Origin of the sequence: Nodularia chucula CCY0103 (assembly GCF_963923915.1) — a bacterium.
Classification (GTDB): Bacteria; Cyanobacteriota; Cyanobacteriia; order Cyanobacteriales; family Nostocaceae; genus Nodularia; species Nodularia chucula.
In genome coordinates this window covers 24,454-49,030 of record NZ_CAWUOL010000029.1, presented here as the reverse complement: position 1 = coordinate 49,030, position 24,577 = coordinate 24,454, and the positions used below count along the sequence as shown (strand labels likewise).

Here is a 24,577-nt window from a genome sequence, read left to right as displayed (position 1 = left end):
TGATGGCTATGATGCTTATACAGCAGCCTCTTTAACTTCTTCGTCGCCCCCTCAAGTCAACAACGTGAAACCATAGGGACATTTAATCAAATGTCTCTACAATATGGCACTGTGGAAGATACACAAGATGACCTGCTCTGCTGTAGATTTGAAGGTGAAGAAATCACCAAAATGTATAATATTCCACGAGAAAATAGATTAATCGGCAGTAATCAAGCTACCCCTAACAACTATCGAAAGTTAGCACAACAAGTCCAAGTACTTCATTCCTGTCACCATGCCCAATCTCGCCTCGATAATCCTTTAGAATCACAGTTAACATTAGCGCATGGTAGCTGCATCACCTTGGGACAATTGATGACACCAAGCTGGCGTTTACCTCAACTTGTAGAAGTGTTTCTATCTTGCTGCGAAACTAATTTAGGTAAACCTTCCTTAACTGATGATGTTCTTACTCTCTCCACAGGCTTTTTGTGTGCTGGTGCGAGAAGTGTTATCAGTAGTCTTTGGAAAGTAAATGATCTAGCGACAGCACTATTTTCTATCTTCTACTACCAACATAGAAAACATGGTCAAAGTCGTCCTGAAGCGCTAAGACAAGCCCAAATTCAGCTACGGGAACTTACACAAGTAGACTTAAAAAAAATATCCCAGCCCATAGAAGCAAGGGAAAAAGAACTGATGGGAAATAGAAAAAAATATCTTTCAGGTTCTGTGGAACATCAGCAATGGGTGTATGAATATAATATGTACGCCAAATTGAATAGACGAATTAAAGAAATCGAAAATTCTACCCAGCAATTCCCTTTTTCTGCTCCTCACTACTGGTCTGCTTTTATCTGTCAGGGTTTACGGTGATTAACCATAACAAAACCTGAGATATTTTATTATTTGTAACTCAATCTTCTTCCTTATATTCATAACCAGAAGAGGAGAGCCTATTAATTTTAATTCAGTTCTGCTAAAAAATCAGGGTTGAGTATTTTTTCTGGAGTGTAAGGACATATTTCGGGAAATACCTGTTCATCGAATTGAGTCTCTCGAATTGCTAAAGCTAAAGCTAATTCATACGCATCGGCAAAAACCGCATTTAAATATGGTTTTAAACTAGGGCTATCTTGCAGCAGGAACTTAATTTGTACACGTTGTTCTCTAATTGTACCCAACCAACTATTGCTGCGTTTTTCTGATTGAAACTGCCATTTCAGTAAATGCCCTAATAATAACCCTAACCCATTTCTCAATTCTTGCCGTTCTCTTCTGCCCAAAGTAGCAATTTCTTCAATCAAGTTCAAAGTATCTAACTTATCCCATTGTTGATTTTCAAGCAAATTAATTTGCTCTTGAGTCCAACCATAGAAATCGGCTTCATATTGCTGTGAGATGTACATCCTTCTTCACTTGACGCTCTTGGCGACTTGGCGGTTAGATACTCAAATAGCATTGCTATATGAAACAATGTTGGGTATTGATCAGATCAAGCCTGCAACACCCAAGCTCAAAAGTCATGATTAATTTGCGACTTCGGCGATTTCAATTACCCGTCCTTCATAGTCCTTCACCAAAAAATTGAGGGGCTTTTGGTTGCGAATCTTGAATTTCAAACCACGCATTTCCACTCGTAATAAAATCATATCCAAGCAGTCGCGGTCAAAGCAAACATGACGTTGCTGATTTTTGTTACCTAAACTCGCCCCTGAAATGACGTGCAACTGTGTATTTTTCTTCACCTGATACCAGAGGCCATCATTAGCATTATTCATGACTTTATTAGACCAACTGGGACTGGTGGACATATAAAGTGGATCAATGCCAGTAGCACCTAAAGTTTGTTCGTAGTTGTAGTAATAGTGTAAAGGTACTTCGGCGGCTGGCAAATCTAGCAACCCTTCATATAACTGTCGCGCAATTTCCAAGTCAGACACCATGACTGTGTGTACTTTGGGGGCGCTGGTCAGGAACATCCACATAGCGCCAGCATACGCCGCCAGCAAAATTACCATAATCCCCTGGGTGGAGAATAGGCTATCTAAGGGTAAAGAAGACAAAAATGAGCCAAAAGTCAAAGGGGCAAATAAGAAAGGCATTACATTAACTGCTATAACCATGAACAAACCAAAAGATTATCTAAGGGGGAGCTTTTATTATTGTCGATACGACTAAATTTAAGTTCTTATTATTTAGTTTATCAATAGTGAACTAGTCCGAGCAGTCCACGGGGAAACTAGCAGGTTCTGTAATTTGCTGTAAATGTCTGAGATCAGAGTTTTGCGGCAGTTTTTGTCTTATATGGCGATCGCCAGGGAAATTAGGAAAAAAACAGATCATGAAACCGTTGCAATTAAGAAGTTTTAAGGCTGCTCTCTGCTGCCTGATACAAGTAGTCAGTGTATTCAGGTTGTGGACTTGGGCGACAAGGTTAAACTAATCTGGGTTTGAGGAACGAATAAACCAAGAGTAAATTTTATACAGATCAGGGCATGATTGAGATGAAGAATAGTATTTTAACGACGATTCAGCCCCAAACTATGCAAATTCCGCATTTTACCGAAGCTAATCACCCATTAGTGAAGTCGCTGTTTCATCATAATGATCAGGAACTGCTGAATTTATTTCAGAGTTATCCAGATGCGGGCAGGTATTTTACTGTGATTTTTTGCCGTTATAGCCCTATAGTTTACACTTTGATTCAGCATTCAGCGCGATCGCCTGTGCAGGCAGATTATTTGTTTGCCCTGACTTGGAAACATATATATTACGAACTGGGTGGGCTAGATTTAGCTGATTCTTCATCCACTCCCCAAGCTCTGACTTTGCAAAATTGGTTAATTAATATTACCGCTTTCTGTATCAATGAAATTCAACTACCGCCAACGGAAGCCATTCATTATTCCCTCTCGGCGACTTCGCCACCTTTATGGTGCTATGTAGAACAGGCTTTAGATCAACTACCACCGATGTTACGCCTGATTGTATTAATGGCTCAGACTTTCCATTGGAGTGAGACGAGAATTGCAGCTTATTTGCAAGCGGAAGGAGAAAAAATATCCCCGCTCGAAGTAGCTAATTTCCTCCAGGAAGGGTATTCTATGCTAGAGGAGAAATTACCAGCAGACATCCGCGCTATCTACTTGGATCAAGATTTTGTGCAATCATAGTCTATGTATAAATGCGTAATTTGCTGGTATTGATCAGAAAAAATTAATTCTTTTTGAGGAATCTTCTGCTGAAGGCGGAAATTTCAACGGTAATTTTTATGAAACAACAGCATTTATTAGGGTGTTCCGTTTTACTGTCTATTGCTTTATTGTCTCCCACAGTGGCGCGTGCGGCTGATATTACCGAACAACTCCACTACCGGGTGGATAGTTCCACTTGGGGACAATCTAGAGAAAAAGCAGATACTTTATTGCGGATTGGTAAAGAACAATATGCTTCAGGGTTTCCTGAGAAGGCTGTGACATCAGCTTTGGAAGCATTGGGGATTTATCATGGCATAGGTGATCTGAGGGCGCAAGGATTAGCTTATGATTTGCTGGGACAGTCTTATATTCGCTTAAATCGAGTTAAGGAAGGGGAAAATGCCTTACGCCGACGGTTGGCGATCGCACGTGATACTAAAGACTTTCAAGGTCAAATTTTTGGCTTAAACAATATCAGCACCTTATTATTACAAAAAGGTGAACCTGTAGCCGCAGAAAAAACCAGTGAAGAAGCCTTAACTATTTCCCGTCAAGTCAAAAACATTGAAGGCCAAGGACTATCTTTAAATAACTTAGGTTTAGCAGCATTCAGACAGGGAAATTTCAATAAAGCCATTCAACTATATGAAATTGCTTTAAACTTCCGTCGTCAAATCCGTGATCCCATCAGTGAAGCTAATACGCTGAATAATTTAGGTGATGCCTATTTACAAGTTAGAAATTATCCAGATACCATTGGGACTTATGGTGCAGCTATGGGAATTTCTCAAACTAGCGGCGATCGCACTAATCAATTAAGAGCAATTGACGGTTTAGTAACAGCACATAGTGCTGTCGGACGTTATGAACGCGCCTTTGATTTACTACAAAAACGGCTGATAATTTCCCAAGACTTACAAAATCGCCGAGAGGAATTAAAATCCTTTGCATCTTATGCTCATTTGTATGAGCAACTAGGTAATTATTCCACTGCGCGCAACTTCTATGAACGGGCAATCATCTTGGCGCAAACCTTAGAAGATAATAAACAAGAATTACAATTAGTTGATCGCTTGACTCAAATGCTGAAGCGGTAATCTGTAAGTGCAGTCTCTGTGGTAATACCTATTCAAGATCCAATCTAAAACTATGCAGACTCCTGATTCCACAGAACTTGCCATTTCTTCACCAAATCAACCACTCCCAGAAGAAAATATCAATCTGAAACTGATTGTCGAAGGAATTGCAACCCAGGTGGGTGAGGCCTTCTTCCAAGCTTGTGTCTATTACTTAGCTGAAGTCCTGCAAATTCAGTACGCACTCATTGCAGAGTTTATTGATGAAGATGAGCCACGAGCCAGAGTTTTGGCTTTTTGGACAGGAGAAGAATTTGGCGCCAATTTTGAATACAATTTGAGTGGAACTCCTTGTGGTGTTGTTTATGAAGAGGGTATTCAGATTTACTGTCAGTACATCCAACAAAACTTTCCTGAAGACTTAGATTTAGTCAGATTGAATGCAGAAAGCTATCTAGGGGTTCCCATTTTAGATAGTAATGGTAAGCGTCTAGGGCATATAGCAGGCTTAGATACTAAACCGTTAGAACGCAATTACGCAGAAAAAAAGTCTATCTTAAAAATCTTTGCAGCTCGTTCAGCCGCAGAAATTGAGCGTCAATTGGCGGAAAAAGCACTTCAAGAACAAAATATTTATTTACAAGAAACCCTGAAACAGTTAAAAAAAACTCAAGCACAACTGATTCAGGCAGAAAAAATGTCTAGCTTGGGAAATTTGGTTGCAGGTATTGCACATGAAATAAATAATCCCATTGGTTTTATTTATAGCAATATTAATCATAGTAAAGAATATGTTAACAACCTATTGGAAGTGATTACGGCATATCAATTAGAATATCCTCATCCATCTAGTAGTCTGCAAGCAAAAATTCAAGCAACCGACTTGGAATTTATCAAACAAGATGTTGCGAAAATGTTTAATTCGATGGAAGAAGGTAGCCATCGTATTCGTGATATTGTCTTGAATTTACGCAACTTTTCGCGTCTTGATGAATCAAGTAAAAAAACCGTAGACCTCCATAACGGAATAGACAGCACTTTACTAATTTTACAACATCGATTGCAAGCTGATCATTTATCCCCAGCAATTGAGATAATTAAAGAATATGGACTGATTCCTAAAGTTAACTGCTATGCCAGTCAACTGAATCAGGTATTTATGAATATTTTGAATAACGCAATTGATGCATTTACCTCTGACTCCAATCCTATTTCTCAGCCAATTATTGAAATTAAAACAGAGATGGTTACTCCCGATAATATAGTTAAAATTTCAATTACTGATAATGGAATCGGGATGAATCAAACAACTTTGTCCCGCATTTTTGATCCTTTTTTCACTACGAAACCCGTTGGTGATGGGACTGGTCTAGGACTGGCTATCAGCTATCAAATTGTAGTTGAGCAGCATGGAGGAAAATTAAACTGTTTTTCTGAGCCAGGAAAAAGCACACAATTTGTGATAGAAATACCTGTATAGAAAGTCTGCACAAATTCTGTAAATATCTACAACCAGATTTTTCTCCCCGTCTCCGCTTTAGGTTGAATTTTAATTCAACAACACTGCACCGTCCTTTTGAACCTCTTGCATATCAGTGGTAGCGTTCAATGTAAATTTGGCGTAAGTCTTATTTTGAACATTCAAATTACAGTCTAAATAAAAATCTTAGCTATACAAACCCAATCTAATTACACCGATTGCCAGAAGTCTTCATTTGGACTTAGCTTGTATAGCATGAGACTCTAAAACGGGAAACAGGAAAGTTTTACAAGTACATACCGAATACGATAAGCTATCAAATTATAGTTATTCATCTATCAGAAGAAATAAAGATAGAAAGTAAATTTAATACTCTGGAGTGATGGGTAAATTTATCGTGAAAGTTGTACCCTGCCCGATGTTGCTTTCAACGTACAGTTGACCTTGATGATGTTCTACAATTGCAGATGCGATCGCCAATCCTAAACCTGAACCTGTAGAACTTTCTGTACTTGTCTTCGCTGTCTTATGGGTACGTGCTGGATCTACCCGATAAAACCGATCAAATAAGCGCGGTAAAGCTTCCGATGGAATACCAATCCCTGTATCAATAACTTTAACTTGCAGCACAGATGTACTGTAACGAATTTTAGAAACCCGATTGCTTCCCTCTAAACGCGCCAACTGTACATATACCTCTCCCTCCGCAGGAGTATATTGCAAAGCATTACTAATCAAATTAGTGAACAAGCGCACCAACTGATCCCAATTTCCCGCCAGTGTAAACCAATTTTCTAATAATTCCGGCGTGCTTTCCCCTACAGGAGGATCAACCAATTCTAGAGTTAAACTAATGTTTTTTTCCCTAGCTAATAGTTGTTGTTCTTCCACAACCTCTATAAGTAAAGCATCCACAGGACAAGATGAAAAAACATCTTTATTGATACCGCTATCCTGTCTAGCTAAAAACAACAAATCATTTACCAACTTACCCAAACGCTGGGTTAGCCGTTCTACTAGTTTTAATTGTTGCCGATAGTTGACAAAAGTAGTACCTTGTGTATCTGCTAATTCTAAATCAGCAAGGGCAACTTGGACATTAGTTTGAATTAAAGTAATGGGGCTACGGAGTTCGTGAGAAGCATCAGCCGTAAATTGTTTCAGACGTTGGTAAGATTCTCCCACAGGTTCCATCGCTTTCCCTGACAGAAACCAGCCACTAGCAGCCACAGAAAGCACCATAAACCAAGTACCCAAGGCTAAATCAATAATTAACTGGCGACTAGGTTTAGTCACTTCAAACCAGGGATGACTAACACGCAGATATCCTAATACTTGTCGTCCCACTTCCACACGTTGGGTAACTTGTCTTAATAAAAGTGGAGCATCCCGTGTTTCTCCGTCTCCCCATATTTCTTGTCTAATTACACGCACCGTTTCACCCAGACGGTTCCCGTGAATAGGAATATTTAAAGGTTCCGATACAGTTGACCAAACTAATTTACCAGTAGGACTAAACCATTCCAGGTCAATGTGGTCATCTTCTACGGTGTTGGCATTATCCCGGAAACTCGCCTCGACATTAATGCGAACTTTTTCACTATCCCCATCCACAGGCTCAATTACCAAAGAGCGTTCGACAATTTCCACTACGTGATTGAGGGTATCATCCACACGCTCAATCAATGTACTGCGGACATATAAATATACACCACTGGCAAACAGTAACAGTAATATTGCAGTTACGGCAGTATACCAGATAGCAAGACGGCGACGAGTAGCTTGAAACATTTGGCAACTTAGAAAAATTTGACTAGGGAGTTTCACTCATGCCCTATTTAACTTACTATATTGATTGTCCCCCAGCTGTATGGGCTACATCTGGCTACCAAGAGATCGTCATGGCGAAATCAAAAAAAAATTCCAATCACCTTGATTTGAACGATCCGCAATATTACCTGAACCGCGAGTTAAGTTGGTTAGAATTTAACAGTCGCGTCCTCCATGAAGCCTGTGATACCAGGACACTGCTATTAGAAAGATTAAAATTTCTGGCAATTTTCAGCGCCAATTTAGATGAGTTCTTTATGGTGCGAATAGCAGCTTTAAAACAACAGGTGGAAGCAAAAGTTGCCAAGTTAACTCCTGATGGTCGGACACCGCAAGAACAATTAAACGATATCAGATCAAAACTCAGTCCTCTGGTGACAAAGCAGCACCAGCAGTTTGAAGAAGTTTTGCAAACTCAGCTAGTCAGTCACGGTATCCATATACTGGATTACATAAATTTAAATCAAAAACAACGCAGTTATCTAGATAACTACTTTGAAGAACAAATCTTTCCGGTTCTAACTCCTTTGGCGGTTGATCCTAGTCATCCTTTTCCTTTCATTTCTAATCTCAGTCTGAATTTAGCTGTTGTAGTTAAAAATCCAGATACTGAAGAAGAATTTTTTGCTAGGGTGAAAGTACCGAATGTACTACCGCGATTTTTACCTTTACCACCAGAGTTAGGAATCTCGGAAACGGGAAATCCAGTTCACTGGACTGGTGTACCTTTAGAACAGGCGATCGCACATAACCTGGAGTTTCTCTTTCCAGGCATGAACATACAAGAATATCATCCCTTCCGCATCACCCGTGACGCTGATTTGGCTTTGGAAGAAGATGAAGCTGATGACCTACTCTTAGCCATTGAACAAGAACTACGCAAACGGCGCATGGGTGGAACGCCAGTCAGACTAGAAATCAAATCCCATACTCCAGATCCCATCCGTTCTCGATTATTACAAGATTTAGACCTCACCGAAAATGATGTTTATCAAGTTGATGGTCTTTTAGGACTGCGGGACTTAATGTATTTTATGGCCTTGCCATTACCCGAACTCAAAGAACCACCACGCCAGTCTGTAGTACCTTCACGCCTACAAAGGTTGAGAGAACCCAGTCTCACCTCAGATCCTCTGGAATTAGAAGAAGGTCAAGACTTTTTTGCAGTCATCAGAGAAAAAGATTTGTTGGTACACCACCCCTATCAATCCTTTTCCTCCACAGTAGTCCGCTTTATTACCCATGCAGCCCATGATCCAAATGTCCTAGCGATCAAAATGACCCTTTACCGCACTTCCGGCGACTCACCCATAGTCAAAGCCTTAATTGCAGCTGCGGAAAATGGCAAACAAGTATCTGTATTAGTGGAATTAAAAGCCCGATTTGATGAAGAAAATAATATTTACTGGGCTAGGAGTTTAGAAAGAGTTGGTGTACACGTTGTTTATGGTTTAGTAGGGTTAAAAACTCATTGCAAAACCGTCATGGTAGTGCGAAGAGAAAAAGACCGGATGCGTCGCTATATCCACATAGGTACTGGCAACTATAATCCTAAAACAGCACGACTGTATACAGATTTGGGCTTATTTAGTTGTCGGGAAGAATTGGGCGCAGATATTACGGATTTATTTAATTTTTTAACTGGCTACTCTCGACAAAAATCATATCGAGAAGTGCTAGTTGCACCTGTGAATATGCGCGATCGCTTTTTGGCATTAATTCATCGGGAAATAGAAAATGTTAACAATGGTTTTTCCGGGCGCATTGTGGCCAAAATGAACTCCCTTGTAGATCCGCAAATCATCGCCACATTATACGAAGCCTCCCGCGCTGGAGTACAAATTGATCTGATTATTCGCGGTATTTGCTCTTTGCGTCCAGGACTCAAAGATATCAGTGAAAATATTCGCGTCATCAGTATTATTGGCCGCTTCTTAGAACATTCTCGGATTTATTATTTTCATAATAATGAACAAGAAGAAATTTTCATTGGTAGCGCTGATTGGATGAGTCGTAATTTAGATCGGCGAGTCGAAGTAATTACCCCAATTAAAGACCCAGACATTGCTAAAGATTTGCAAGAACTTCTAGGCATCATGTTAGCCGATAATCGTCAAGCCTGGGAACTACAATCTGATGGTAGTTATATCCAACGCCACCCTGGTGAAGACTCTCCAGAAACTAATTCACAAAAAATTCTGATTAACATGGCATTACGTTCAACTGGTATAGCATCAAACTTGATTGATGCCAAAAAAAGCTACTATTACACAGACTAGTTTCACATCAAGTTAATTCCAGCCAAAATTTGTATTTTGGCTGCTTTTTCCGCAAATATTATCCAGAAGATAGAGTGATTTTTGGTACTTCTTCCCATAAACTATAAGGGTTGATGTATCAATCTTTCTATTTTATAAATGTTAATGTTGTCTTGTAAGTCTACGACCTTGCGTATTTTAGTGGTTGATGATCACGAACTTACGCGTTTAACTCTACAACTAGCTTTCTCAACTCAGGAAAATTTTCATGTAGTGGGGTTAGCATCTAATGGTCAAGAAGCCATAGAAATGCTGCCAACTGCTCAACCTGATGTCATTGTTCTAGATTTACAAATGCCAGTTATGGATGGTTGGAGTGCTTCTAGTCATATCAAAGCCATCTCTCCTAAAACTCAAATACTTGCTTATTCTTCAGTGGAAGATGCCCAGTTCTGGGCTGCTAATAGCAACCTCAACTTTGATGATATCTGTCAAAAAGATGTTCCTACAACTGAGCTTATTGCTTTAGTTAGACAGTTGGGTGAACGTGCCAAAAATAATTAATATGTCGGCGATAGAAAACTTTTGATAGGGTGCAGGATCAAAGAGATTTTTGGAGAGTCTCAAAAACAAACAGCACTAGGTTCGCCCTTAGTTTCAGGTTTAACTAGCGCTGTCTACTATTCCCCTAGTTGAGCTTAATTATGATCTGTCTCTGGAATAGTCCGTTTAAATTCATCAATTAAATCATCCATCTCTTCCAAAGCCTGATTGACATCAATTCTCAAAGTTCCTAAATTGGGTTGTTCCAAGAGGCTGAGTAGGTACTCCCGTTTGCTTTGAACTACGGCAATTCGTTCTTTTATAGTCTGTAAATCCATAATTTTTTCCCAGTATCGAAATAGGCTCAAGTTTAAAGTTAACCCAAAATGGCGCATATACGCGGTTAATTAGGCTTATACAAAAATCGTGAGCAATGAAGAACTTTTCTTTAATTGTGACTAATAACCGATAATAATAAAACTGAGATGTTAAGAAATTATAAGATCCGAAACTCATGTTACGTAAAATTTCTTTGGGGACTATCGGTTTAACCATCGGCGGTATATTGATCGTTGTTGGTTTTGCTGCCTACGGTGCTGATAATGCCACACTTAATCTGGTGGGATTTTTTTATGGGTTTCCTTTATTCTTAGGGGGACTGGCGTTGAAAGCTAATGAAATTCAGCCTATACCCTTCAGCGAAGAGACAACGCCATCAATATTACTGTTACGAGAGCAGCAAGCAACGGTTACTCAAAATAAAATCCGCAAGGACATCACCCGCTACTGCTATGGTCAAGAGGCTCATTTAGATGAAGCGCTGTCTTACCTGGGTTTGAGTCCTACAGATGAAGATAGACCAGTGGTTACAGGTTTACGAGAAACCGAAATTGATGGGGCTTATGCCTTAATTTTAGAGTTTGATTCGCCATTTATTTCTTTGGATGTTTGGCAGGAAAAACAGGAAAAAATGACAAAGTATTTTGGCCCTGGAATAGATATTAAAATTACAGAAGTGGGCGAAGAGATGATCGAATTAACAATTCTGACAATTGTAGATGCTTAACAGCTTCCGCCCTTCTCAGACGTGACTCCCACTCACCTGTTCGCGGAACTTGCTAAAAAATAGGAAGGTGGTGTTGACAGGAAAAAGCTGATTGAGTACAAAACTACTTTTCTAATCGGACTACATACCACTGCAAATATTTTCCCCTGCCTATATCTAATTCACAACTAGTGTCAATTAAGTATTGGGCTTGAGCAGTTACAGATGCAATTTTTTGTAAATCTGGGGACAAGTCTTCATAACTTATGGTTTCTAACACAAGTTTGAGCTTGTCTAATAATTCCTCGGTGGTGAGAAATTGTTCTGGTTGGTCTGTTTCTAGAACAACAAAGTTGTCCTGGTGATACATTATAGAATCTGGCATTTTAAGAATTTTTCTCAATAAAGGTTAATTTCTAGATACAGTTGCCAAGTCAATTTTTCCGAGTTTGTTTGTGCGAAAATATGATGAACATTTGATTTTTGATGGGCTAATGCAGGCTTTATAGCTCAGGTGAGTTTATCTATATTTTAGATATAGGACTCCTATTTGATTTCTCAACAACTCAAAAGGCTGTTTTCCACTCCCTACTCCCTGGTTACTGAGCGGCTTGTACTGAGCGCAGTCGAAGTAAGTCGAAGTAACTCCCCACTCCCCACCTATATTGATTTAAATTCACATTGTTACCCTTGATGAGTACAGAGCAGCGACTAAATCATAAAGTTTGTTCAAGAATTTTGACTAGTGTTAAGCAACTGTTGCTCTGAAAGGATTTAATAATCAAGATCAGGTTTTTTCAGATATGTTCTAACCCGATACTCTCATTTTCAGTGGTACGCAACTCATGTCAGGCATAAGCCCATTTAGTTTATCTAAGCAACCTCCTGTAATTTTGGTAGCTGATGATGACAAGACCATCCGATTACTGTTGCGTGAAGCTATGGAAAAAGAAGGCTATAAAGTTGTTGAGGTTACTAACGGTCAGGAGTGTTTAGATGCTTATAAGAGTGTCAAACCAGATATAGTGTTACTCGATGCTATCATGCCCGTGATGGATGGCTTTACTTGCTGTAGAAAATTGCTCCAAATTGCTAAAAATAATTTGATGACAGCCCTGGCTAGTCTGGATATGGAGGCTGCTTTGGGCAATGCTGTGATTTCAAAGTTATGGCAACGCACTCCTATATTAATGATTACCTGTTTGGATGATCAGGAGTCTGTAGACCGTGCTTTTGATGCAGGAGTAACAGATTACTTAACTAAGCCCATTCATTGGCCGGTGTTGCGCCAACGATTAAGAAAACTTTTGCAACAGGCGCAAGTGTATAAACAGTTAGAAGCAGCAAATCTGGCTTTACAGGAATTGGCTAATATAGACTCGTTAACTGGGCTGGCTAATCGTCGTCGCTTTGATGATTATCTGAATACGCAGTGGATTAATCTGGCGCAGGATCAATCTCCTTTATCTTTGATTTTGTCTGATATTGATTTTTTTAAGTTATATAATGACGAATATGGTCATCCTGCTGGGGATAGTTGTATCCGTCTGGTGAGCGATACTTTAAGTCATAAAGCTCAGAATAATCAAGTTTTAGTGGCGCGTTACGGTGGTGAAGAGTTTGCTGTGGTTATGCCTCATACCTATGCTGATGATGCGTTGTACATGGCTAAGGTAATACAATCTGGTGTGATGAATTTAGAAATTGCTCATAGTGCTTCTGAAATTAGCCAGTATGTGACGATGAGTATGGGAGTGGCGACTATTACTCCTACTTGGGAATCTTCTCCTTCTGATTTGATTATGGCTGCGGATCAGGCTCTTTATCAAGCAAAACGGGCTGGGCGGAATCGGATTGTACAGAGTTGAGGATGGTGTCTGATTTTGCTTTCAAGATGGATATACGGGTAATGTAAAGTGGAACCATGCACCGCCATCGGGGGCAGCATCTACCCAAATTTGACCATAATGTGATTGGATGATGCGTTGGCATAAACACAGACCAATGCCGTAACCATCGATGGATTTATCACGTTGTAGTCTGTAGTGGTTTTCAAAGATGCGATCGCGGTTTTCTGGGGGAATCCCTGGGCCACTGTCGCCAATACTGAATTGAATTTTTTGGGTGGTGCGGTGTAATCCAGAGATGCTGATTTTGCCCCCTTCGGGGGTGTATTTGATGGCGTTATCTAGTAAATTGATCAATACTTGCCTGACCCGTTCTGGATCAGCATAGACTTTGGGTAAGTCTTGGGGAATATCTGTTTCTATTTCTTGGGATTTGGCCATGTAGCGATCGCGCAATTCTTGCAATACATCTAAACAGAGGTTGCCAACTTCCATCTTTTGTGGTATTATGGGTATCTCTGTATCGCTGCCCCTACCGACCTGCAATAAATCAGCAATCATCCGGTCAATGGTTTTAGTTTGAGAGCGGGCTTGTTTTAATAAATGGGCTGCCATAGCTGGTTTGAGGCGGGTAAATGCAGCCATTTCGATATTGTAATTAGATTGTAAAGTTTCTATAGCGATCGCAGCTGCTGTCAGAGGATTCCGCAGATCATGAGCCAGCATTGCAATCACTCTATCTTTAAATAGTAACTGCTCTTGCAGTTTGTCATTTTCCTGTTTCAAGCGAAAAACTTCATCAGTAAGTTGGATCAATTCCGCAGAAACAGCCACAGAATGAATTGTAGATGTCGGTGACGATCGCCGATGATTATTCTCTATTGGTTCCTGGACATCTTCTGACAAATGGGAACAACTATCTACAGATGTTTGCCAGCGAGTCCAGCAGTTCTTCAATTGAGCAATAATATTACTACCAGCGATAATCTGTCTGGGTTCTGGATGAATTTTGATTAAAGCTGGGGTAGCGACTAATTTAAAATGTTCTGCTAAATATGGTTGTTGCCCCACATCAATAAGTTGCAGGTCAAAGTTATACTCAGATTGTAATTCTTTTAAGTAAGCACGAATACGTTGTACTTGTTGTCGAGACTTAGGTCGTCCATCGACAAATAACAACAGCTGGAGTGGAGCCTCAGAATAAATAGGCTGATCCTGGGAAACTTGCATGTAATCTTGTTTCAGCACTGGTAACAACCCGGCGACGCTTCGCTTAACAGAAAGTAAAATGGACTGATGGTTGCCGATACGTGGGGATTTTCTCCAATTTAATATCTATTTTAGATTTTTAATACTCCTATCTACCCAGGGTTTTTGAAATGAGACAGTTATTTTGGGGCTTTTTACTACCTTTTCCTTTAGCTGCTATGCCAGTAACTACCTTAGCGGCCGAATATAACTCTTCATCCTCCTTAACTCAAAATCTTACATCAAAGCCAACAGCAGAAAAATTTTATACCGAAGCCGGGAGACTAGTGCAGCGTCAGATAGACTTGATTGCTAGAATTGAACAAGCCCTCAATAGTCCAGATCCCAATCGCATCAGAGTTGTCAGAGGACAACTAACAGTTCAAGTTAAGAGTTCAGAAAATTTTGTGCATCGCCAGGAAAAGCATACGCAAACCTTGTGTAACTCTCAAAGGGATTTATTCAGAAAGATTTCACCCGCTTCTAACCAGTTAACATCAGCCCCAGATCAAATTTACTGTTCTTTGTATACTTCTAGCCAGGAGTTATTAAAACTATCTCCCATACTAGACAGACTGTTATATCGGCGGGCGGAATTAGCTTTAGTTAGAGAACTACCCTTAATCAGTGGTGAACGTCTACCAGATCCTGTATTGACCATTGCACCACTACAGTATCCCCAACTAAATCAGCCGGCTATACCTTTCTCGGCGCTAGAACCAAAGTTATCCACTTATGGTTTAGGTAGACAACAACAGATAATTGGCAGAAGTGCGAAAACAGCTATAGCCAATTATGCACCGCCCATACAACCTGCAATTGTAGCCCCTGAGTCAGCGCTAGCTATTCTGACTCAAGCCAAAGAAATTTTAACGGCGACACAAGGGTTATTTCCCCCAGAAATTCGGTTTACAGATCCTTGGGAAAATGCTAGGGTGGTTGATCGCCTGACCTACTGTGTTAGTCAGCAAGAACCGCAAATTTACGCTGAGTTGTTGGCATTGCCTAATACTGGTATTTTCCGTGTGTTACAGGCTTCAGCTTACCAACGTCCCCTGAATACTCTTTGGAATCGATTGCAAAGCAATGTCCGTGAGCGCTATCCTTTCCCTTCTTTGGGTGATGCGAAGGATGGATTTAATCCTATCTTAGCACTTGAGCTAGCCGGGGAGCGCTTTCGATTAGTAGATCAAGCCCTAGATTATAGTTTCATGGTTGATGTGGGTGATATCCCTCTGGAAGAGTTAGATAGCAATCTGCAAGGGGTAACATCGCCAACGCGAGAACTATTCCTAAATTACCAACCGCCGCAACAGTTAAGAGCTTTACAGGTAGACAAAAGACGGTTTGTCACGGGAAAACACCAGAATTGGCAGCAAAAATCAGTAATTTTTTCCCATGCTGAGGCTAAATTAAACCATACTTATTTAGTGCGATCGCTGCAATTTCAACTTCCAGAGATGATGTTGAAAAGTCAAGCCATATCGCCAGAACAACTACAACAAATTCGTAGCAGTGATCTGGTCATCGCCTTCCGTCCAGTACATCGGCGTGATGATGGTAGCTATACCGTAGTATGGCGAGTTTTGAAAGAATTACCCGCCCCAAAAATTCGACAATAATTCCATAAGAGAACAGGGAACAGGGAACAGGAAATGTCCTAATTACCTTGGCGATCGCTATAAATTTTAGTAGTCTGCGCTAGGGTAGGAATTGACACGCCATTTGTGATTTACCGTGATTTTTTGTAAACGTCCAGCTGTCTTACTGAGTTTGGCTGTTTTACTCACCTCTGTAACAGCTTGTGGGAATAATCCCAACGCCAGGAACCTCGAACAGTCTTTGGCGGCAGATCCCAGGCTACAAAACAACCCAGGTATTGTTAGTGAATCTCAGACAAATGAAGGGGAACCAGGGCAAAACCAGCCTACATCTGAGTTACCAGCTGATTTTCCCCAAAATATCCCTTTGTATCCCAATGCAAAATTAGAGTCAGTCATACCTGCTAGTGGCGCAAAAAATCCTGTAGTCACTCGTTGGCTAAGTTCTGACCCCAGCAATTTTATTACTAGCTTTTATAGCGAACAGTTGCAGAAAAGTGACTGGCAGATTTTAGAACAGCCTACAGATGAGTTAGAAGATACCTTTAAAGTTCGTCGTCAGGATTTGGAAGTAACAATATCTGTGCAGCCGAAATCAGTTACCAACCCCCAACCTGATCAACCACAAACAGCTACTACCTTAGTTATTGAGTACATACCTACTAGTACCTCCGCCACAGAAGTGGGGGAAATTACCAATCCGAAATCTAGCCCTGTTGTCCCGGATAATCTGGTTAAACAGCCAGCTAACACATCCAGTGAAACAAGTATCGGCAAATCTCAGCAATTCGATGACCTCAACCAAGCACCGCCAGAAATGCGTCCAGCTATTCAAGACTTAGCCGCTTTGGGTGTGTTGTCCTTAAAGTCTGAAGATAGCGTAAATCAATCCTTTGAACCTAGCAAAAACATTACTCGCCGAGAATATGCCCGTTGGCTGGTTGCTGCTAACAATGCTATGTATGTGAATAATCCGGCTAAACAGATTCGCTTGGCATTAACCAGCACTCAACCAAGTTTTAGTGATGTACCTGCAAATGATCCTGATTTTCCTGTAATTCAAGGGTTAGCAGAAGCAGGTTTAATTCCCAGTCCTTTATCTGGTGACTCCACAGCAGTTTCATTCCGTCCGGATGCACCATTAACTAGGGAACAGTTGATTTTGTGGAAAATCCCCCTAGATACTCGCCAAGCCTTACCTGCTGCCAATTTAGAAGCGGTCAATCAAACCTGGGGTTTTCAAGATGGGGGAAAAATTGACCCCAAGGCGTTACGCGCAGTGCTGGCAGATTTCCAAAATGGCGAACAATCAAATATTCGTCGGGTGTTTGGCTATACAACCCTGTTTCAACCCAAAAAACCTGTATCTCGTGCAGAAGCGGCGGCGGCTTTAGGCCATTTTGGGACTTTGGGAGAGGGGATATCGGTGGCTGAGGCTGTCAATTCCAGGCGATCGCAAAACTGAATTAGTTCTTCCCATTCATACATTCAGCTGGGGTAGTCTCGTCAACCGCCCTGGCTAAATTTTTGGCATTGTCACTTTATCAATAATTCATAAAACGGCGATAAATCATGAAGTTCCAGTAAAATCCTAGATTTACAGTAAATATAACTTATATAGTCTTGTAAGTATGTCTAACCAGATTAAACATACGTACAGAAATAAATTTAATTGCATATTTTGCACATACTTAGATTTACTCACTGTCAAAATACTTTTATTCAAATGATATGAATATGAAAACACAATTAATGGCAGCAGGGTTTGTTCTCTTATCCTTCATGTTGCCACTCAAGGCTTCCGCTTTTACCGGGCTTTATGTAGTTGGTGATAGTTTATCGGATACAGGCAATGTCTTCAATCTCACTATAAACCCAAACACAGGAATTGGACTGCCACCCCCACCCTACTTTCAAGGACGCTTTACCAATGGTCCTGCTTGGATAGATGAATTAGCTCAAAAGTTGAACTTAGATTCTCCCACCCCATTTATTCAAGTTCTCAATGGCGCTACCCCTCAAGGTGGAGTTAACTTTGCTGTAGGTGGAGCCACTAGCACAACTGCTAACACCATTGATAGTAATCTTTTAGGATTGCCGCAGCAAGTGGGAGCATTTCAAACTGTGCTGAATACAAATCAGCAACCTGTTGACGCTGATGCACTTTATGTACTGTGGTTAGGTGCAAATGATTATTTACCCACCGAATCATTAGATTTTGTTCCTTTTACCGATTCTGTTCAAACCTTAGAAAACATATCCAATGCTGTACAAGCCCTAGCTAGTTTTGGGGTGCAAAATTTGGTAGTACCCAATTTACCAAATTTGGGCAATACTCCCAGAGGCCTCAGTCAAGGTGAGTCTATATCTAACAGCCTCAATCAGTTAACCCAAGAGCATAATGCTGGATTATCCACCATTCTGGCAGGTTTTAGCCAAAATCTGGGTTTAAATATTTTGCCTCTAGATGTCAATTCTTTGTTCAGTAATCCACAAAGTTTAGGTTTTACAAACTTTACTGAACCGTGCTTCAATGCGATCGCACAAACACTCTGTAGTAATCCAGAACAATATTTATACTGGGATTTCGTCCATCCTAGCGCCACAGCTCATGGCATCTTAGCAGATGCAGCCTTTACCGCATTGCAACCGCAATCTGTGCCTGAATCTGGTTCAGCATGGGGTTTATTAGCGATTGGTGCTTTAGGTACAGCAGGAGTCCTCAAGCGCCAACAAAAGAAATTTGCTATTTCTAAAGAAAACTAAAGAAACCAAAATAATATCACCCAATCTGAGTATTTGACACTCCTCAGCCTAAAGGCATGAGGATTCTTGCTTCATCCGTCCGAACTAGAAACCTGAATATAAAATATTCAAATCTCCCCGTTTGGATACGTCCACAAGCATACACGGACTGCCCGACCGCGTTTGAAACGATTTCTGGAATTTTTGCTTTACTCCCACATTTATACAAGATTGAGGATTTATACTACCAGGGTTCCGGATGTCTTCGACAAGCCATGCCTTCGGCTTGTCTACAGGAGTCGTCCGCTTGACCTACTTCGTTTTTTATTTGTGCGCTTTACCGCTAAAAACATAATATCACCAAAGCCGTCCTATAAGGACGGGGCTTTAAACCCAAATTTTCGGTAAACTTAGCACATACTCAGGTTTAACTGCGCTTTTAATTCAAGCCGATGACGGGATTTGAACCCGTGGCCTGCTGATTACGAATCAGCTGCTCTACCACTGAGCCACATCGGCCTATACAGCATCAGATTATAGCATTATTTATTGATGATCAAACCAAATCCCCAAAATCCCCCAAATACTGAACAATATGCCCGCCTCAAAGCAGAAATAGCAGCCCCCTATCGTGGTGTGCGGCAATTTATCTATATTGGTTTTGGTGCATCCGCTTTCATTGGCGCATTTATTTTCTTTTTTCAAGTCCTAGCTGGGCGAGATATTGAGCAAGCTTTACCTAATTTGGCTCTGCAAGTGGGAGTTTTAGCTCTAATGATTTTTCTCTGGCGCTGGGAGCAAAAACGCCAAAAACCTTCTAAATAATACTTTGACACCCTATGTAATTTACAGGATGTCAAAGGTAAAATTTTACTGCGCTGTTACCAAATAGGGTGAGTTAATTGGTTCCACACGTCCAGCATTAACCAGTGCTTGATAAACAAAAGCCGCAATTTCCGCTCTAGTTGCGGGGCGATTGGGATTTAGTTGTCGAGCAGTAGGATAGTTAATCACTAATTGTTGGGTCGTTGCTGCTGCTACCGGACCCATCGCGTAATTAGGAATTTGGGCAGCATCATTATACAAACCCAGAACATTCTGGTTATTAGCAGTAAAACCCAGACCATTAGCTAAAGATACTAATGCTTGGACTCTAGGAATTTCCTGCTGTGGTTGAAATCTACCATCAGGATAGCCAGCTAAAAATTCACTCCGGTAAGCAGATTGAATTGCACCGTAAGCCCAGAAATTACTGGCTACATCCCTAAAATTAGTAGCTGGCCGTTTAACCGGTGGTGTCAAAGCTTTAGTAACAATGGTGGCAAATTGAGCGCGAGTTACAGGATCATTAGGTTTAAAAGTGCCATCAGGAAAGCCTGCAATTATCCCTTGAGAGGCTAAGGCTTCAATGTAAGCTTTTGCCCAGTATCCTTCAGGAACATCTCTAAAAGCGCTTTGGCCAGTGGGTAGATCAACACTAGCAGCTACAAAATTGACTTGACCTGAAATCCGCCCCTGATCAATGTCGTTGCCAATAGCAAGAATGGTATTAGAGGTAGCATTATTAACATCATGCCGGGTGTTATTACGAATTAAATTTCCCCCAGGATTTTCATTATTACCCAGGTCAGGTTGAGCATTAACTGTGGCAACAATGCCATCCCGCTTATTGTTTTGAATGACATTTTTACGCAGTATAGGTTTAGCGGTTTGTGAGATATACAAACCATCTTGGTTGTCGATGATTTGGTTCCCTTCAATTAGGGGTGTAGAAGTACCGCCTACCGCTAGACCAAAACCTGTATCCTGAAATAAGTTACCGCGAATTTCACCTTTGGCTGTGCTAGCAATGGAAATGCCGTTACCTTGGTTCTGCACAAACAGGTTATTTTCAACTTTGGGATTACTAGCACCAGTGATAAAAACACCCTCTCTAGCACTGTTAGTGAAAGTATTATTTTGGATCGTGGGATTACTTGATTCTACCCAAACTCCTGTACCTCTCTGATTGGGGTTGGTTACAGTTAAACCTGCAACAGTAGTATTGTTGTTAGCTAAGATTGTAATATTTTGTCCGGCAAAGGTGCGACTGGCGTAAGAACCACCACCAGTAATTAATATTGCCTGACCTTTACTAGATTCATCACCACGTAGGCTAATTCCAGGGTTAAGCAACAGAGGAAATTGTTCGCCAGATTCGCTGTTATAGGTTCCTGGTGCTAGTTGAATAATTGTGTTTGGTTGGGCTTGTCTGAGAGCAAAAGTAATAGTTTTATAGGGCGCATCTGCGGTAGTAGCAACACCGGATGTATCTGTACCAGTTTCTGGATTAACGTAAATTATTGTTGCAGATGTAGAGTTTTGTGCCACTAAAGTGGAGGTATTTACCTTTTGCTGGGCAACAGTAGCATTTGCTTGACTATCTAATATGGAACCCGCAGGTGCAAGCAGCAAGGCTATGATTCCTGCTGATAAGGGTAATGTTGATTTGAGTTTAGTGCTAAATAAGAGCCAAAAATTCTTGGTTGATAGCTGGCGTGGAGCAGCTACAGGAATATGCAAATCCCAATATTTCATTTTATTTCTGTGATTAGCTGAATTATAGTTGGTTAAACAGGGTCAAATATAGCAGCTAAAAGCTATTTAATCCATGCCAAACTAGATCGGATGACTGGCAATCAATCAGCTAAGTTTCACAATCAAACACATAAATAATTGGGTTCTTGTGGCTAAGTTATATCCTTTTAGCCCAGAAAATGCTGGGTTTCCGGAGATAACTACAGCTAGATGCGGCGATTCTTTTCGATAGATATGATTTTCAGTAAACCAAACTTATGGATAATAGGGAAAATGCTGTATCAGTTTCTGGTGCTGCGCCAAGCTTTATTTTTACTGAGTGCGTGTGTGCTATTCTTCCACACCTCTGCCTTTGCGGCTGAACAAGTGCTGCTAAAATACGGTATTTTTCGTGAATCAATTTCCGTCGAGGAACTATCTACTTTTGCGGAAACTGGAGAACTCTCATCTGCACTACGAGTCAATTTCGCTTTAGCGCAACAAGACCCTAAAGCAATTCGCCCATATTTGACTACACCGGTGAATATCGACTTGGTGGTTTTAGATAGAGTTCTGAATAGCCCAATTGGTAATGTGATCCTGGATGAGCTGAGTCAAGTAATTCATACACCATCGCGTACAGCCGACCGGCAAGCTTTACGAGCAGCTTTGGTACTCTCGGCTAATGAGGATGGACAGGTGACTTTGCTAGAAGTTATTCAAAATTATCCCACGACAAGTGTGGAAGTTGACGGAGAACGGCTGGAGACTGCTTACCATCAACTTCGCCGTTTGCAAGTAGGTCTACAAGATTTGCTCAATTTTTAATAAGCTAAAGTCTCTAAAGTTTCGCGTAAATATCTTTGTACTTGTTGTTCTAGAGGAAGTCCCTGTAATTGGGGGTAGTTTTCTAGTTGCCAGCGTTGAAAACCTGAACTAGTGGCGATCGCGCATTTAAGACTGTACCAAATTTCGGGATCAGCAGAAAATTGGCGATCGCTAGCAGATGGAATTTGAGCCATAGTTCTTCATTCCTCAGTTTGAAATTCAACCGTTATGGCAGTTTTCACCTTCAGCAACTACAACATTGCCTAGATGAGAAAGTGCATAATTCGTTTTACACCCATCAGAGTCTACTTTAAAGGTTTTTGGGGTTTGGTGTTAATCCCTCTCAGGGATTGAAATCATCAGTAGCTTACCCCCACACCTAAAATAGTAAAATCTTGCTGAATTTTTTTAAGATAATACTTTTATACCAGCCACTTCTGTCTCATTGGTCACTAAAAGTCACGCAATACTGACTGTTATTCTCAAAATAGAGCTATTTTGTCCGATAACTCTAGCCGCAATCAACCATAGCACTACGCATACACGTTAGGACATCATAATTGTGGTTTTCAGGGAACAGAGAACAAGAAGCAGCGAACGGGTAAAAGGGAGAAATGTCCTAGCACTTGTGACTACTGGTATAGTTGACCAATTTTTGAGTATACAGTAGTCAATAAAATATCAAAATTTAAACCCAATTCCAAAGAAGATTTACATAACAATTGTCGCTCAAACTTAACTTCAGAAATTTTGTCTAATTGCAAAACAAAAATATCACTATATTGTTTTGTAATATTTTCGCGGAAATTATTTGCTATATTGTCTGGATGTAAAGTTTTTGAAATTAAAAACTTTACTATACGTATGATTGGTTTAGAATTATTAATATGCTTATTGTCTTGAGCAAAAAGGTTGATTATACGAAATGCAATATCTACACCATTTACTACTTGTCCAGCAATTTTAGCAGCTTTATATTTAGATTCAAAGTTATTAAGAATTTTGTTTAAATCATTTAGTTGTCGAATTAATTCAGAAATTTCTTTTCTTCTTTCTTGCATTAAACCTTTCTCTAAATTGATTTTTTCAATTGCAGTCCTAGTTTCTGATTCCCATCCTTTAAATTTTATTAAAGCTTTATTAACTTGATAATAAATAATCAAGCCACTAATTAGTATGACAGGACTAAGTATAATATTATCAATCACCATCAGAGAAGCAATAATAATATTAGAACCACCAATTATCGGCAACCATTTACTTAATCTATTGAGATTTTCTTGAATCTCTAAATCTTCAGACAAGATATTATTGACTATTTTTTGTGTAATATCAGCAATATCACCAATATTATGATTGTTTTTTAATATTTCCAAATTATCATTTTTATCTAGTGATAATTCTTGTATTTCCTCTAAATATTTTTGCTCTTTATTTTCATCATCCTGTGCAATTAATTTCATGAAATTGTTAATTTTAGGAACTATTTCCTCTTGAAGAATGCTATATTTTTTGGCTTCATTTTGAGTCAAAATTAAATCATTTTGAAAATTTATTAACGCTTGTTCATAAAGACTTAGCATGATTTGAGTGTTGTATTTTATTTCATATATATTGCTAATTGATATAGCACCAGCAAGTGAGCCTAAAGCAGCACTAATTAGAGCAAGAGTGCCTAAAACAAGTGACATCATAAAAATACCCCTGATTAATTGTATGTAGAGTAAATTCTTAATTGCTTACATTTGAAAATTGATATCAAGATTAAAGCATTGATGGAATATGCTTAAAGAAATATTTTAAGTTTCTAGGACTTACGCATTGACAGGAAAAACCAAATGTGGGGTATGGATTTCAGGCATTAAACCTTGATTTTTCGATACTTTTTAGGCGATCACTATTTATCAAAGGATGATTGATCACAGCCTGAAACCATGTATTTTGGTTGATACACAAGATAATAAATTTGTACAGTGCGTAAGTCATAGTTTCTTGATCAATATTTAAATAAGTTAATTCTTGTCGCAAGATTACCAAACATTAATTAATGATACTTTGCAATAGTATTTCCCGCAATGTAGCTAGGGGAACGTATCTCAATAAAGGTGAGAGCATTAGAAACTACTGTGTGGATGCTGCATTCCACAAATGTCCTAATGTATGCCTAGTTCTATATATAAATTTTCTTAAACTTTCACAAAAAGCAGATCAGTTGTGGCAACTGGCTGTGCTGAATGCTATCGATGCTCATAGCAAGCATAGCCAGTGCAGAGAGATGAGTTTTGAAGTTCGAGTTGTCAACTCTTTTCCCCTCAAAACTCATCATTTTTACTCATGA

General features: G+C 39.9%; 22 protein-coding genes and 1 tRNA gene. 13 read left to right on the top strand and 10 right to left on the bottom strand.

What is annotated here, in order from left to right:
• Window positions 1-90 precede the first annotated feature (90 nt).
• On the top strand, window positions 91-858 hold the full coding sequence (locus ACM0OP_RS10720) for a CHAT domain-containing protein (protein ID WP_414528395.1): 768 nt from the start codon (window positions 91-93) through the stop codon (window positions 856-858).
• An 89-nt stretch (window positions 859-947) separates the two neighbouring features.
• Here ACM0OP_RS10720 and ACM0OP_RS10715 read toward each other — a convergent pair whose 3' ends face one another.
• Both ACM0OP_RS10715 and ACM0OP_RS10710 read right to left on the bottom strand, forming a co-directional pair.
• Complete coding sequence (locus ACM0OP_RS10715; protein WP_414528394.1) at window positions 948-1,391, bottom strand: DUF29 domain-containing protein; 444 nt, start codon at window positions 1,389-1,391, stop codon at window positions 948-950.
• A gap of 120 nt (window positions 1,392-1,511) precedes the next feature.
• Window positions 1,512-2,108, bottom strand: coding sequence for a glyoxalase-like domain protein (locus tag ACM0OP_RS10710; RefSeq protein WP_414528393.1), 597 nt, complete (start codon window positions 2,106-2,108; stop codon window positions 1,512-1,514).
• 420 nt (window positions 2,109-2,528) lie between these two features.
• On the opposite strand from ACM0OP_RS10710, the gene ACM0OP_RS10705 reads away from it, so the two are divergent.
• From ACM0OP_RS10705 to ACM0OP_RS10695, 3 genes are all read left to right on the top strand, one after another.
• Entirely contained in the window at window positions 2,529-3,158 is a 630-nt protein-coding gene (locus ACM0OP_RS10705) for a sigma-70 family RNA polymerase sigma factor (RefSeq protein WP_414528396.1), read from the top strand.
• Window positions 3,159-3,256: 98 nt separating this feature from the next.
• Window positions 3,257-4,279, top strand: coding sequence for a tetratricopeptide repeat protein (locus tag ACM0OP_RS10700; RefSeq protein ID WP_414528392.1), 1,023 nt, complete (start codon window positions 3,257-3,259; stop codon window positions 4,277-4,279).
• 52 nt (window positions 4,280-4,331) lie between these two features.
• Window positions 4,332-5,738, top strand: a complete 1,407-nt coding sequence (locus ACM0OP_RS10695; protein WP_414528391.1) for a sensor histidine kinase — start codon at window positions 4,332-4,334, stop codon at window positions 5,736-5,738.
• A gap of 366 nt (window positions 5,739-6,104) precedes the next feature.
• Here ACM0OP_RS10695 and ACM0OP_RS10690 read toward each other — a convergent pair whose 3' ends face one another.
• Window positions 6,105-7,529 (bottom strand): sensor histidine kinase, encoded by a 1,425-nt coding sequence (locus ACM0OP_RS10690; RefSeq protein WP_414528390.1) that lies wholly within the window; start codon window positions 7,527-7,529, stop codon window positions 6,105-6,107.
• Window positions 7,530-7,639: 110 nt separating this feature from the next.
• On the opposite strand from ACM0OP_RS10690, the gene ppk1 reads away from it, so the two are divergent.
• Window positions 7,640-9,847 carry a polyphosphate kinase 1 gene (gene ppk1, locus ACM0OP_RS10685; RefSeq protein WP_414528389.1) on the top strand — a complete coding sequence of 736 codons (2,208 nt, stop codon included), beginning with the start codon at window positions 7,640-7,642 and terminating at the stop codon, window positions 9,845-9,847.
• Window positions 9,848-9,985: 138 nt separating this feature from the next.
• Window positions 9,986-10,390, top strand: coding sequence for a response regulator (locus ACM0OP_RS10680; RefSeq protein WP_414528388.1), 405 nt, complete (start codon window positions 9,986-9,988; stop codon window positions 10,388-10,390).
• 134 nt (window positions 10,391-10,524) lie between these two features.
• Here ACM0OP_RS10680 and ACM0OP_RS10675 read toward each other — a convergent pair whose 3' ends face one another.
• Window positions 10,525-10,707 (bottom strand): hypothetical protein, encoded by a 183-nt coding sequence (locus tag ACM0OP_RS10675; protein WP_193997546.1) that lies wholly within the window; start codon window positions 10,705-10,707, stop codon window positions 10,525-10,527.
• A gap of 176 nt (window positions 10,708-10,883) precedes the next feature.
• On the opposite strand from ACM0OP_RS10675, the gene ACM0OP_RS10670 reads away from it, so the two are divergent.
• A complete protein-coding gene (locus tag ACM0OP_RS10670) occupies window positions 10,884-11,435 on the top strand; it encodes a DUF2854 domain-containing protein (protein ID WP_414528387.1) in 552 nt (183 codons plus the stop codon).
• A gap of 103 nt (window positions 11,436-11,538) precedes the next feature.
• Here ACM0OP_RS10670 and ACM0OP_RS10665 read toward each other — a convergent pair whose 3' ends face one another.
• Window positions 11,539-11,799, bottom strand: coding sequence for a CRR7 family NDH-1 assembly protein (locus tag ACM0OP_RS10665; RefSeq protein ID WP_414528386.1), 261 nt, complete (start codon window positions 11,797-11,799; stop codon window positions 11,539-11,541).
• 460 nt (window positions 11,800-12,259) lie between these two features.
• On the opposite strand from ACM0OP_RS10665, the gene ACM0OP_RS10660 reads away from it, so the two are divergent.
• The gene (locus tag ACM0OP_RS10660) at window positions 12,260-13,282 is read left to right on the top strand and encodes a GGDEF domain-containing response regulator (protein WP_414528385.1); all 1,023 of its coding nucleotides are present in this window, start codon (window positions 12,260-12,262) and stop codon (window positions 13,280-13,282) included.
• A gap of 21 nt (window positions 13,283-13,303) precedes the next feature.
• On the opposite strand, the gene ACM0OP_RS10655 is transcribed toward ACM0OP_RS10660, so the two are convergent.
• A complete protein-coding gene (locus ACM0OP_RS10655) occupies window positions 13,304-14,509 on the bottom strand; it encodes a histidine kinase (protein WP_414528384.1) in 1,206 nt (401 codons plus the stop codon).
• A 131-nt stretch (window positions 14,510-14,640) separates the two neighbouring features.
• Here ACM0OP_RS10655 and ACM0OP_RS10650 point away from each other — a divergent pair, with 131 nt between their 5' ends.
• The 3 genes from ACM0OP_RS10650 (at window position 14,641) to ACM0OP_RS10640 (ending at window position 18,876) form a co-directional block, all read left to right on the top strand.
• Window positions 14,641-16,131, top strand: a complete 1,491-nt coding sequence (locus tag ACM0OP_RS10650; RefSeq protein WP_414528383.1) for a hypothetical protein — start codon at window positions 14,641-14,643, stop codon at window positions 16,129-16,131.
• Window positions 16,132-16,246: 115 nt separating this feature from the next.
• The gene (locus ACM0OP_RS10645; RefSeq protein WP_414528382.1) at window positions 16,247-17,575 is read left to right on the top strand and encodes an S-layer homology domain-containing protein; all 1,329 of its coding nucleotides are present in this window, start codon (window positions 16,247-16,249) and stop codon (window positions 17,573-17,575) included.
• 272 nt (window positions 17,576-17,847) lie between these two features.
• Window positions 17,848-18,876 carry an SGNH/GDSL hydrolase family protein gene (locus tag ACM0OP_RS10640; protein ID WP_414528381.1) on the top strand — a complete coding sequence of 343 codons (1,029 nt, stop codon included), beginning with the start codon at window positions 17,848-17,850 and terminating at the stop codon, window positions 18,874-18,876.
• 426 nt (window positions 18,877-19,302) lie between these two features.
• Here ACM0OP_RS10640 and ACM0OP_RS10635 read toward each other — a convergent pair.
• Window positions 19,303-19,374: transfer RNA gene (locus tag ACM0OP_RS10635), tRNA-Thr, on the bottom strand.
• A gap of 33 nt (window positions 19,375-19,407) precedes the next feature.
• Here ACM0OP_RS10635 and ACM0OP_RS10630 point away from each other — a divergent pair.
• Window positions 19,408-19,680 carry a DUF3493 domain-containing protein gene (locus ACM0OP_RS10630; RefSeq protein ID WP_414528380.1) on the top strand — a complete coding sequence of 91 codons (273 nt, stop codon included), beginning with the start codon at window positions 19,408-19,410 and terminating at the stop codon, window positions 19,678-19,680.
• Between the two features lie 45 nt (window positions 19,681-19,725).
• Here ACM0OP_RS10630 and ACM0OP_RS10625 read toward each other — a convergent pair whose 3' ends face one another.
• Window positions 19,726-21,432, bottom strand: coding sequence for a DUF1565 domain-containing protein (locus tag ACM0OP_RS10625; RefSeq protein WP_414528379.1), 1,707 nt, complete (start codon window positions 21,430-21,432; stop codon window positions 19,726-19,728).
• Window positions 21,433-21,705: 273 nt separating this feature from the next.
• Between ACM0OP_RS10625 and ACM0OP_RS10620 the strand changes: the two genes are divergently transcribed.
• The gene (locus ACM0OP_RS10620; protein ID WP_414528378.1) at window positions 21,706-22,239 is read left to right on the top strand and encodes an alpha/beta hydrolase; all 534 of its coding nucleotides are present in this window, start codon (window positions 21,706-21,708) and stop codon (window positions 22,237-22,239) included.
• On the opposite strand, the gene ACM0OP_RS10615 is transcribed toward ACM0OP_RS10620, so the two are convergent.
• Both ACM0OP_RS10615 and ACM0OP_RS10610 read right to left on the bottom strand, forming a co-directional pair.
• A complete protein-coding gene (locus ACM0OP_RS10615; RefSeq protein WP_414528377.1) occupies window positions 22,236-22,433 on the bottom strand; it encodes a hypothetical protein in 198 nt (65 codons plus the stop codon). The genes ACM0OP_RS10620 and ACM0OP_RS10615 overlap by 4 nt on opposite strands.
• Window positions 22,434-22,871: 438 nt before the next feature.
• On the bottom strand, window positions 22,872-23,933 hold the full coding sequence (locus ACM0OP_RS10610) for a hypothetical protein (protein ID WP_414528376.1): 1,062 nt from the start codon (window positions 23,931-23,933) through the stop codon (window positions 22,872-22,874).
• Window positions 23,934-24,577: the final 644 nt, after the last annotated feature.